This window comes from Burkholderia sp. Ac-20344 (genome assembly GCF_017104975.1).
Taxonomy (GTDB): Bacteria; Pseudomonadota; Gammaproteobacteria; order Burkholderiales; family Burkholderiaceae; genus Burkholderia.
The window spans coordinates 1-11,803 of sequence record NZ_JAAGPP010000211.1 but is presented as its reverse complement, the minus strand read 5'-3'; the positions used below and the strand labels follow the sequence as shown (position 1 = coordinate 11,803).

Annotated in this window: 10 protein-coding genes; 4 read left to right on the top strand and 6 right to left on the bottom strand. The window is 67.5% G+C overall.

The window, feature by feature from the left end; all coding sequences use genetic code 11:
- The 4 genes from glcE to proC form a co-directional block, all read left to right on the top strand.
- The coding region (gene glcE, locus G3N64_RS35890; protein ID WP_205788384.1) for a glycolate oxidase subunit GlcE at positions 1-769 on the top strand (769 nt) is incomplete at its 5' end.
- A gap of 3 nt (positions 770-772) precedes the next feature.
- Positions 773-1,999 carry a glycolate oxidase subunit GlcF gene (gene glcF, locus G3N64_RS35885; RefSeq protein WP_205788383.1) on the top strand — a complete coding sequence of 409 codons (1,227 nt, stop codon included), beginning with the start codon at positions 773-775 and terminating at the stop codon, positions 1,997-1,999.
- A gap of 131 nt (positions 2,000-2,130) precedes the next feature.
- Entirely contained in the window at positions 2,131-2,829 is a 699-nt protein-coding gene (locus tag G3N64_RS35880; RefSeq protein WP_205788382.1) for a YggS family pyridoxal phosphate-dependent enzyme, read from the top strand.
- A gap of 52 nt (positions 2,830-2,881) precedes the next feature.
- Positions 2,882-3,694, top strand: coding sequence for a pyrroline-5-carboxylate reductase (gene proC, locus G3N64_RS35875; protein ID WP_205788381.1), 813 nt, complete (start codon positions 2,882-2,884; stop codon positions 3,692-3,694).
- A gap of 162 nt (positions 3,695-3,856) precedes the next feature.
- Here the strand turns inward: proC and ubiA are convergent, their stop codons facing one another.
- The 6 genes from ubiA to recG all read right to left on the bottom strand — a co-directional run.
- Positions 3,857-4,720: a 4-hydroxybenzoate octaprenyltransferase gene (gene ubiA, locus G3N64_RS35870; RefSeq protein ID WP_205788380.1), complete on the bottom strand. Its 864-nt coding sequence runs from the start codon at positions 4,718-4,720 to the stop codon at positions 3,857-3,859.
- A gap of 254 nt (positions 4,721-4,974) precedes the next feature.
- The gene (locus G3N64_RS35865) at positions 4,975-5,463 is read right to left on the bottom strand and encodes a Dps family protein (RefSeq protein WP_205788379.1); all 489 of its coding nucleotides are present in this window, start codon (positions 5,461-5,463) and stop codon (positions 4,975-4,977) included.
- Between the two features lie 120 nt (positions 5,464-5,583).
- Entirely contained in the window at positions 5,584-5,724 is a 141-nt protein-coding gene (locus G3N64_RS35860) for a hypothetical protein (protein WP_205788378.1), read from the bottom strand.
- A 142-nt stretch (positions 5,725-5,866) separates the two neighbouring features.
- Entirely contained in the window at positions 5,867-8,053 is a 2,187-nt protein-coding gene (gene katG, locus G3N64_RS35855) for a catalase/peroxidase HPI (RefSeq protein ID WP_205788377.1), read from the bottom strand.
- A gap of 643 nt (positions 8,054-8,696) precedes the next feature.
- A complete protein-coding gene (locus tag G3N64_RS35850; RefSeq protein WP_205788376.1) occupies positions 8,697-9,656 on the bottom strand; it encodes a LysR substrate-binding domain-containing protein in 960 nt (319 codons plus the stop codon).
- 125 nt (positions 9,657-9,781) lie between these two features.
- On the bottom strand, positions 9,782-11,803 hold a 2,022-nt coding region (gene recG / locus G3N64_RS35845; RefSeq protein WP_205788375.1), incomplete at its 5' end, for an ATP-dependent DNA helicase RecG.

The window sequence follows — 11,803 nt, the reverse complement described above, 5'->3', positions numbered from 1 at the left end:
CCCGCGGCGCGCCACCTGCGGGGCGCCGCGCGATTTCGTGCTCGGCGTCACGCTGATGAACGGCCGCGGCGAAATGCTGCGCTTCGGCGGCCAGGTCGTGAAGAACGTCGCCGGCTACGACGTGTCGCGGCTGATGGCCGGCGCACTCGGCACGCTCGGGCTGATGCTCGACCTGTCGATCAAGGTGCTGCCGATGCCCGTCGCCGAAGTCACGCTGAAGTTCGAGATGACCGCGACCGACGCGGTGCGCAAGCTCAACGAATGGGGCGGCCATCCGCTGCCCGTCAGCGCGAGCGGGTGGCGCAACGGCACGCTCGTGCTGCGCCTGTCGGGCGCCGAAGCGGCCGTGAAATCCGCGAAGACGCTGCTCGGCGGCGAAGTCGTCGACGCAGTCGAGGCAGAACGCTTCTGGGCCGGCCTGCGCGAGCATACCGATCCGTTCTTCAACGGCATCCCGCCCGGTTATGCGCTATGGCGCCTCGCGCTGCCGTCGATCACCGAACCGATGCACCTGCCCGGCACCCAGCTGATGGAATGGGGCGGCGCGCAGCGCTGGTGGATCACCGACGCCGATGCGCAGACCGTCCGCATGAGCGCGAAACAGGCCGGCGGCCACGCGACGCTGTTCCGCGCGGGCGACGCATACGATCGCAGCGCGGGCGTGTTCACGCCGCTTCCCGCCCCGATGATGAAAATCCACCGCGGGCTGAAGGCCGCGTTCGATCCCGCGCGCATCTTCAACCGCGGCCGGCTCTACCCGGATCTCTGAGCGATGCAAACGAACCTCGCCGATTTCATCCGCAATACGCCCGACGGCGACGAGGCCGACGCGATATTGCGCAAGTGCGTGCATTGCGGGTTCTGTACCGCAACCTGCCCGACCTACCAGTTGCTCGGCGACGAACTCGACGGCCCGCGCGGCCGTATCTACCTGATCAAGCAGATGGTCGAAGGCGCGCCCGTCACGCGCAGCACGCAGCAGCACCTCGACCGCTGCCTCACGTGCCGCAGCTGCGAGACGACCTGCCCGTCCGGCGTCCAGTACGGCCGGCTCGTCGAGATCGGCCGCAAGCACGTCGAGGCGCAGGTGCAGCGCCCCGTGCAACAGCGCCTCGTGCGCCGCCTGCTCGCGAGCTTCGTGCCGAACGCCGCACTGTTCTCGCCGGTGATGCGGCTCGGCCAGCACGTGCGTCCGTTGCTACCGAAGCGGCTGCGCGACAAGGTGCCGCCGCGCACGCGGCTGCTCGAATGGCCGCACCTCACGCATACGCGCAAGATGCTGATGCTCGGCGGCTGCGTGCAGCCGTCGATGCTGCCGAACATCAACATCGCGACCGCGCGCGTGCTCGACGCGCTCGGCATCGAGACCGTCGTCGCGCCCGATGCAGGCTGCTGCGGCGCGATCCGCCTGCACCTGAACTATCACGACGAAGCGCTCGACGACGCGCGCCGCAACATCGACGCGTGGTGGCCCCATGTCGAACAGGGCGTCGAGGCGATCGTGATGAATGCGTCGGGCTGCGGCGCGACGGTGCTCGAATACGCACACCTGCTGCGCGACGATCCGGCCTACGCGGAGAAGGCGCAGCGCATCGTGTCGCTCACGCGCGACATCTCCGACGTGCTGCTCGCATTCGAGGCCGAGCTCGCGACACTCGCGCGGCGCCGCGCGATCCATACGGTCGCGTATCACCCGCCGTGCACGCTGCAGCACGGCCAGCAGTCGCGCGGCAAGGTCGAACGCCTGCTCGAGACGCTCGGCATCGACGTGCGGCTGCCGGCCGACAGCCATCTGTGCTGCGGCTCGGCCGGCACCTACTCGCTGACGCAGCCGTCGCTGTCGTACCGGTTGCGCAAGCAGAAGCTGCTGAAGCTGCAGGCGCTCGAACCGCAGATGATCGTCTCCGGCAACATCGGCTGCATCGCGCACCTGCAGAGCGGCACGCAGATTCCGGTCGCCCACTGGATCCAGCTCGTCGAGCATCTGCTGTACGGCTAGAGCCCGTTCGTGCGAATGACGGACGGGCGCTGGGCCTCGCGCGCAGCGTCCGTATAATGGGCGGATCGATGCGTCGCGTGCCGCGGCGCATCCGCACCATGCCTGCTTCCGTGCCTGCTCTTGTGCCCGTCATGTCCGATCTCGCCACCCGCCTCGAATCCGTCCATCGCCGCATCGCCGACGCCGCCCGCGCGGCCGGCCGCGATCCCGCCACCGTGTCGTTGCTCGCCGTGTCCAAGACGTTTCCCGCCGACGACGTGCGCGCCGCGCATGCGGCCGGGCAGCGCGCCTTCGGCGAGAACTACGTGCAGGAATCGATCGACAAGATCGACGCGCTCGCCGATCTGCGTGCGAACCTCGAATGGCATTTCATCGGGCCGCTGCAATCGAACAAGACGCGCCCGGTTGCCGAACGCTTCGACTGGGTCCATTCGGTCGACCGGCTGAAGATCGCGCAGCGCCTGTCGGAACAACGCCCCGCGCACCTGCCGCCGCTCAACGTGTGCGTGCAGGTCAACATCAGCGGCGAGGCGTCGAAGAGCGGCGTCGCGCCGGCCGACGTGGCCGAGGTCGCGCGCGCGGTCGCCGCGCTGCCGTCGCTGCGGCTGCGCGGCCTGATGGCGATTCCCGAACCGGCCGGCGACACCGAAGCGCAACGCGCACCGCATCGTGCGCTGCGCGTGCTGTTCGACGCGTTGCGCGCCGACGGCCTGCCGCTCGACACGCTGTCGATGGGCATGTCCGCCGATCTCGACGCGGCCGTGCTCGAAGGCGCGACGATCGTGCGCGTCGGCACTGCGATCTTCGGCGCGCGCGATTACTCGCACTGAACGCCGCGCCCCTTTACGCCCTACCGTTCACTCACTCGCTCATACGGACATCATGAAAATCGCATTCATCGGCGGCGGCAACATGGCCGCGGCCCTGATCGGCGGCCTGATCAAGCGCGGCGTTGCCGCTGACGGCCTGTACGCCATCGACGTCAACGAAGCAGTGCGCGCGCGCGCCGCGCAGCAGTTCGGCGTGCGCACCGGCGCGGCCATCGACGCGACGCTCGCCGACTACGACGCGGTCGTGCTCGCGGTGAAGCCGCAGGTGCTGAAGGACGTCGCGCAGGCACTCGCGCCGCACCTGAAGTCGCAACTCGTGATCAGCATCGCGGCCGGCATCCGCGGCACCGATCTCGCGCGCTGGCTCGGCGGCTACGACCGCATCGTGCGCACGATGCCGAACACGCCCGCGCTCGTCGGCATGGGCGTCACGGGCCTCGCCGCGCTGCCGGGCGTCGATGCGGCGGGCCGCGAACTCGCATCGAACGTGCTCGGCGCGGTCGGCGAAATCGTATGGTTCGACGACGAGTCGAAGCTCGACGCGGTCACCGCGATCTCGGGCAGCGGCCCCGCGTACGTGTTCTATTTCATCGAAGCGCTGCAGGAAGCCGCGCGCCAGCTCGGCATGAACGACGAACAGGGCCGCGCGCTCGCGGTCGCGACGTTCACCGGCGCCGCGCAACTCGCCGCGCAATCGGGCGAGCCTGCAAGCGTGCTGCGCGAGCGCGTGACGTCGAAGGGCGGCACGACGGCCGCCGCGCTCGCATCGTTCGATGCGCAAGGCGTGAAGGATGCGATCGTGCGCGGTGCGCTTGCGGCCGAAGCACGCGCGAAGGAAATGGGCGACGAACTCGGCCGCGCGTAAGCGCGCCGGCGGTGCCGGCCCGGCGCTCGCTGCACTGCACGCGCCGGGCGCCCCGCCCCGTTACGCTGATTTGCACGAACAACAAAAAAGCGGCCCAGGCCGCTTTTTTGTTGGTGCCGCGTTCCGCACGGCATACCGCCTGCGGTGGACAGATCGCGAAGCTCAGCGCCCTGCCAGCAGGTAGTGCACGGCGATGCCCGCGAACAGCACGCCGCCGAGCCAGTTGTTGTGCCGGAACGCCGCGAAGCACGGCATCCGTTCGCGGCCCTTGATCAGCGTGTAGTGATACAGCGCGCAGCCGGCCGCCGCCGCCCAGCCGGCCCAGTACGCGAGGCCGAAGCCGAGCGTCACGCCGATCCACACGTAGATGCCGAGCGTCGCCGCGTAGCACAGCATGACGGCCGCGACGTCGAAGCGGCCGAACGTCAGCGCGGACGTGCGGATCCCGATCTTGATGTCGTCGTCGCGATCGACCATCGCGTATTCGGTGTCGTACGCGACCGACCAGAAAATGTTCGCGACCAGCATCACCCACGCGATCGTCGGCACCGTGTCCTGCACGGCCGCGAACGCCATCGGAATGCCGAAGCCGAACGCGATGCCGAGATACGCCTGCGGAATCGCGAAAAAGCGCTTCATGAACGGATACGAGCCCGCGACGAACAGCGCGACGACGGACAGCTCCTTCGTCAGCGTGTTGAGCGGCAGGATCAGCAGGAACGAGATGAATGCGAGCCCGACCGCGATCGCGACGGCTTCCCACGCGCGGATCTTGCCCGACGTCAACGGCCGGTCGGCCGTGCGCTTCACATGGCGATCGAAATCGCGGTCCGCATAGTCGTTCATCGCACAGCCGGCCGAGCGCATCAGCAGCGTGCCGAGCGAGAAGATCACGAGCAGCGGCCAGCGCGGATGGCCGTCGGACGCGATCCACAGCGCGTTGAGCGTCGGCCACAGCAGCAGCAGGCTGCCGATCGGCTTGTCCATCCGGACGAGCCGCAGATACAGGGGAAAGCGGGCAAGCATGGCGAAGCACCGGGAAGATAACCCCGGCATTTTAGAGCCGAGCGGTGCTTCGCGTCATGTCGGCGCGGCCCGCAGCCGGTAGCTGCCGGGCGCCAGCGCGCTGCCAGTGCCCGCTGCACATGGCCTGGCCGCGACGTGCATCAATCAGGGGACAGAGCTGGCGCACCGGCCTGGGCTCAGCCCGATGCGTGCGGATCAATCAGGGCCGGAACCGGTGTGCCCGGGCTTCGGCCGGCCTGCCGCACGTTGCACGCCTACGCGAGCAGCGACCGCAGCATCCACGCGGTCTTTTCATGAATTTGCAGGCGCTGCGTCAGCAGGTCGGCGGTCGGCTCGTCGCTGGCCGCATCGGCAAGCGGAAAGATCGCGCGCGCGGTACGCACGACGGCCTCGTGCCCTTCGACGAGCTGGCGGATCATGTCCTGCGCCGCCGGCACGCCGTTCGCTTCCGGCACCGACGACAGTTTCGCGAAATCGCCGAAGGTACCCGGCGCGACGACGCCGAGCGTACGAATGCGTTCGGCGACCGAATCGACCGCGAGCCACAGTTCGTTGTACTGCGCCTCGAACATCAGGTGCAGCGTGTTGAACATCGGGCCCGTGACGTTCCAGTGGAAATTGTGGGTCTTCAGGTACAGCGTGAACGTATCGGCGAGCAGGCGCGACAAGCCTTCCGCGATCTTCTTGCGGTCCTTGTCGCTGATGCCGATGTTGATCTCGGCGGCGTGAGTCTTCCTGGCCATGTTCCGGACTCCTTATTCAATGAACCAGAGCAATGAAAGCGAATCGGGTGACCTGCCTGTCGACACCGCACCACCCGCACGCACGGCTCGCCACGACGCGTGGCGCGCGAAACGCCGCGCTCAGGCGGCCGTAATCGCGTGCAGGGCCGCCGACACCAGTTCGGCCGCACCGCCGATGACGATCGCGGATCCGACGACGTATCGCGTGATCTCGGCCGGCGTCGCCAGTGCGGCGCGCATGTTCTGCATCATTTGCGTCATGATCGTCACTCCTTCGAGGAAATTCGGGGTCTGAAAAAAACGGCCGGTCGGGCGACCGGCCGTTTCCTGTTACTGCCTCACTGCACTACTGCACTACTGCACTACTGCACTACTGCACTACTGCACTACTGCACGGCAACGCTTAAGCGAGGTCGAAGCGGTCGAGGTTCATCACCTTGTTCCAGGCCGCGACGAAATCGCGCGCGAACTTCTCCTTCGCATCCGCGCTGCCGTACACCTCGGCCAGCGCACGCAACTGCGCATGCGAGCCGAAGATCAGGTCGACGCGCGAGCCGGTCCACTTGACCTGGCCCGTCGCCCGATCGCGCCCTTCGAACACGTCGTTCGCGGCCGACACCGGCTTCCATTCCGTGCCCATGTCGAGCAGGTTCACGAAGAAGTCGTTCGTCAGCGCTTCCGGACGGTCGGTGAACACGCCCTGCTTCGCATCGCCGGCGTTCGCACCCAGCACGCGCAGGCCACCGACGAGCACCGTCATTTCGGGCGCGCTCAGCGTCAGCAGTTGCGCCTTGTCGACCAGCAGCGCCTCGGCCGGCGTCTTGTACGCGTGCTTCAGGAAGTTGCGGAAGCCGTCCGCGACCGGCTCGAGCACGGCCATCGCTTCGATATCGGTCTCTTCCTGCGACGCATCCGCACGGCCCGGTGCGAACGGCACCGTCACCGCGACGCCTGCGTTCTTCGCGGCCTGCTCGACACCGGCCGCACCGGCCAGCACGATCAGGTCGGCGAGCGACACCTTCTTGCCGCCCGTCTGCGCGTCGTTGAACGCCTTCTGCACGCCTTCGAGCGTCGCGAGCACCTTCGCGAGTTCGGCCGGGCGGTTCACTTCCCAGTCCTTCTGCGGCGCCAGGCGGATACGCGCGCCGTTCGCGCCGCCGCGCTTGTCCGAACCGCGGAACGTCGCAGCCGACGCCCATGCAGTCGACACGAGCTGCGACACCGACAGGCCCGATGCGAGCACCTTCGCCTTCAGCGCCGCGACGTCGGCGTCGTCGATCAGCTTGTGGTCGACGGCCGGGATCGGGTCCTGCCACAGCAGGTGCTCAGCCGGCACTTCCGGGCCGAGGTAGCGCGCACGCGGACCCATGTCGCGGTGCGTGAGCTTGAACCATGCACGGGCGAACGCGTCGGCGAACTCGGCCGGGTTCTCGTAGAAGCGGCGCGAGATCTTTTCGTAGGCCGGATCGAAACGCAGCGACAGGTCGGTCGTCAGCATCGTCGGGCGATGCTTCTTCGACGCGTCGTACGCATCCGGAATCACTTCGCCTGCATCCTTCGCGACCCACTGGTGCGCGCCGGCCGGGCTCTTCGTGAGCTCCCACTCGTAGCTGAACAGGTGCTTGAAGAAGTCGTTGCTCCACTGCGTCGGCGTGGACGTCCACGTGACTTCGAGGCCGCTCGTGATCGCATCCTTGCCCTTGCCGGTGCCGAACGTGCTCTTCCAGCCGAGACCCTGCTCTTCGAGGCCCGCGGCTTCCGGCTCGGCGCCGACGTTCGAGGCCGGACCGGCGCCGTGCGTCTTGCCGAACGTGTGACCGCCCGCGATCAGCGCGACCGTCTCTTCGTCGTTCATCGCCATGCGTGCGAACGTCTCGCGGATGTCATGCGCGGCGGCGACCGGGTCGGGATTGCCGTCCGGGCCTTCCGGGTTCACGTAGATGAGGCCCATCTGCACCGCGGCGAGCGGGCTTTCGAGTTCGCGCTTGCCCGAGTAGCGGCTGCTCGGGCCGCCGCTCAGTTCCAGCCAGATCTTTTCCGAACCCCAGTACACGTCGTCCGGTTCCCACGTATCGACGCGGCCGCCGGCAAAGCCGAAGGTCTTGAAGCCCATCGATTCGAGCGCGACGTTGCCGGTCAGGATCAGCAGGTCGGCCCACGAGATGTTGCGGCCGTACTTCTGCTTGATCGGCCACACCAGCCGGCGCGCCTTGTCGAGGCTGACGTTGTCCGGCCAGCTGTTGAGCGGCGCAAAGCGCTGCTGCCCGCCGCCCGCGCCGCCGCGGCCGTCGGCCGTGCGGTACGTGCCGGCGCTGTGCCAGGCCATGCGGATGAACAGGCCGCCATAGTGGCCGAAGTCGGCCGGCCACCAGTCCTGCGACGTCGTCATCAGCGCGTGCAGGTCCTTCTTCACCGCCGCGAGGTCCAGCTTCTTGAATGCTTCGGCGTAGTCGAAATCCTTGTCCATCGGATCGGACAGTGCCGAATGCCGGTGCAGGATGTTCAGGTTAAGCTGATTCGGCCACCAATCCTTGTTCGTCGTGCCGCCACCAGCGGTGTGGTTGAACGGGCACTTCGTTTCGTTCGACATGCGATTTCTCCTTGGCTTGCTCGTATGACTCCATCGGTTCGCTCCGGCGGCATGCCAGGCGCAGTTGATGGAGTGTCATTGCGGGGATGGGAAACGGAACAGGTTGATCCTCCTGTCGTACTACGGGATGTCGTGTGTGGCCTGTGACGCGCGTTCCCGCTGCGATGCGCCGCGAGGGGGACGCTCGGGGAACCGGCTGCCGGCCGGCGTCGTGCCGGCGCTGCGGGCGATATTCCAGCTTTCGGACATGCGATGCGCCCTCATGGCTTGGCGGCGGTTGAATCGGGGGAACACTGAACCGGCGCGCGGCGGCGTTCAACCACCATACACGCGGTCCGCCAGGTACGCGAACGCAATCGGACGCAGGCCGCGAACCGCCGCCCTGGCGCGATGTACGACCGCGTCGCGCGACGGGATGTTCCGCTGCGCGTGCTGCAATACCGACCGCATCATGACATCCTCCTTTGGCGCTTGCATTCAACGTGCGATTCGGTCGTCGACACGACGCCGATCCATGTAGAGGATTCTATCTACATCTATCAATTATTTGAATTTGATTAATTTCATCTATGCGATAGAGAAAAATAAACGGGGTCGCAAGACCCCGTTCATCGTACTGCCACACGCGCATGCCGCAGCGTGCTCAGTTCATCGTCGCCGGCATGTCGAGCTTCGCGACGCCCGGCAGCTCGCACGCGGCAATCGCATCGCTGATTGCGTCGATCGCGGGCATCCGCGTGAAGCTCTTGCGCCACACGAGCACCACGCGGCGGTCGGGCACCGGCTCGTTGAACGGCACGTACGACAGCAGTTCGGCATCGGGGCCGTTCGCGCGCGGGCCGATCTCGGCGACCGACATCCGCGGCAGCACGGTGATGCCGACGCCGCTTGCGACCATGTGGCGGATCGTCTCGAGCGACGAGCCCTCGAAGGTCTTCTGGATGCCGTCGGCCGTCTGCGAGAAGCGCATCAGCTCCGGGCACACGCCGAGCACGTGATCGCGGAAGCAGTGGCCGTTGCCGAGCAGCAGCATGGTTTCCTGCTTCAGGTCTTCGGCGTCGATCTCGTTGCGCTTCTCCCACGGATGGCCGGCAGGCAGCGCGACGACGAACGGTTCGTCGTACAGCGGGCGCACCATGAGGCCGGTTTCGGGGAACGGCAGCGCCATGATCGCGGCGTCGATCTCGCCCTGCTTCAGCAGTTCGAGCAGCTTCAGCGTGTAGTTTTCCTGCAGCATCAGCGGCATCTGCGGGACACGCTGGATCATCTGCTTGACGAGCGTCGGCAGCAGGTACGGCCCGATCGTGTAGATCACGCCAAGGCGGAACGGGCCGACCAGCGGATCCTTGCCCTGCTTCGCGATCTCCTTGATCGCGAAGGTCTGCTCGAGCACGCGCTGCGCCTGCGTGACGATCTGGTCGCCGATCGGTGTCACGCTCACTTCGCTCGCGCCGCGCTCGAAAATCTGCACGTTGAGCTCGTCTTCAAGCTTCTTGATCGCCACCGACAGCGTCGGCTGGCTCACGAAGCATGCTTCAGCCGCGCGGCCGAAATGCCGTTCGCGCGCGACCGCGACGATGTATTTCAATTCAGTCAGCGTCATTGTGGGTCAATCAGAGATATACAAGCGATAGGTTTAATTTATACACCCTGTGGCACCGGTTCGCCAAGTTTCTCTGCACTGGAATACGTCAAACGGCGGTTTTAAATCCGGCCCCAACCCGCGGATCAGGCCTTCAGATACTGCTCCCGCGCGCCAAGCCAGCGCGCGAGATGCTGCGTGACGATCTCGGGGTACGCGGCAATCAGCCGCGTCGCGGCGTCGCGGGCCGGATCGATCAGCCAGCCGTCGGTCTCGAGGTTCGCAAAGCGCAGCATCGCCGCGCCCGACTGGCGTGCGCCGAGGAATTCGCCGGGGCCGCGGATCTCGAGGTCGCGCCGTGCGATCTCGAAGCCGTCGGTCGTCTCGCGCATTGTCTTCAGCCGCTCGCGGCCGGTCAGCGACAGCGGCCCCGTGTACAGCAGCACGCACACCGACGCCGCGGTACCGCGCCCGACCCGGCCGCGCAACTGGTGCAGCTGCGCGAGGCCGAAGCGCTCCGCGTGCTCGATCACCATCAGCGACGCGTTCGGCACGTCGACGCCGACCTCGATCACGGTCGTCGCGACGAGCAGTTGCACCTCGTTGCGCGTGAAGGCTTCCATCACGGCCGCCTTGTCGGCCGGCGACAGCCTGCCGTGCACGAGCCCGACCTTCAGCTCCGGGAGCGCGGCGACCAGCGTCTCGTAAGTCTCGACGGCCGTCTGCAACTGCAGCGTCTCGCTCTCCTCGATCAGCGGGCACACCCAGTACACCTGGCGCCCGGTCAGCGCGGCCTCGCGCACGCGGGCAATCACCTCCTCGCGCCGCGCATCGCCGACGAGGCGCGTCAGCACGGGCGTGCGGCCCGGCGGCAGCTCGTCGATCGTCGAGACCTCGAGATCCGCGTAGTACGTCATCGCGAGCGTGCGCGGAATCGGCGTGGCCGACATCATCAGCTGGTGCGGCTGGAAGTCGCGCGCGCCGTTGGCCGCATTCGCGGCCTTCGCGCGCAGCGCGAGCCGCTGCTCGACGCCGAAGCGGTGCTGCTCGTCGACGATCACGAGGCCGAGCCGCGCGAATTCGACCGTGTCCTGGATGATCGCGTGCGTGCCGATCACGAGCTGCGCGGTGCCGAGCGCGGCCGCCTCGATCGCCGCGCGCTTCTCCTTGGCCTTCAGACTGCCCGCGAGCCACGCGACCGTGACGCCGAGCGGCTCGAGCCACGCGCGCAGCTTGCGCGCGTGCTGTTCCGCGAGGATTTCGGTCGGCGCCATCAGCGCGGCCTGGTAACCGGCGTCGATCGCCTGCGTGGCGGCCAGCGCCGCGACGACCGTCTTGCCGCTGCCGACGTCGCCCTGCAGCAGGCGCTGCATCGGGTGCGCGAGCGTGAGGTCGTGCGCGATCTCGTCGACGACGCGCGCCTGCGCGCCCGTCAGCGTGAACGGCAACGCGGCATAGAGCCGGGTCGTCAGCGCATCGGCATCGGTCGCGGTGCGGCGCGGTATCGCGGGCGCGGCGCGCGTGCGGCGCTCCTCGTGCGCGCGCTTGAGCGACAGCTGCTGCGCGAGCAGTTCCTCGAACTTGATGCGCGTCCACGCCGGATGCGAGCCGTCCATCAGCGCGGCTTCGTCGGAATCGACGCGCGGGTGGTGCAGGATGCGCACCGCCTGCTCGAGCGACGGTACGTCGAGCGGCTTCAGGTAGTCGCGCTGGATCTCGGGCGGCAGCAGCTCGGGCAGCGGCGTGCGCTCGACCGCGTTCTCGATCGCCTTGCGCAGATAGGCCTGCGACACGCCGGCCGTGCTCGGATAGACGGGCGTGAGCACCTGCGGCAGCGGCGCATCGGCTTCGACGACCCGCACCGCCGGATGCACCATCTCCATCCCGAAGAAGCCGCCGCGCACGTCGCCGCGCACGCGCAGCCGCTGGCCGACGGCCATCTGCTTGACCTGCGAGCCGTAGAAATTCAGGAACCGCAGCACGAGAGGCTCGCCGTCGTCGTCCTGGATCTTCACGACCAACTGGCGGCGCGGCCGGTAGGCAACCTCGTTGTCGAACACGACGCCTTCGGCTTGCGCGATGCCGCCCGGCAGCAGCTCGCCGATCGGCGTGAGCGTGGTTTCGTCCTCGTAGCGCATCGGCAGGTGCAGCACGAGATCGATCGAGCA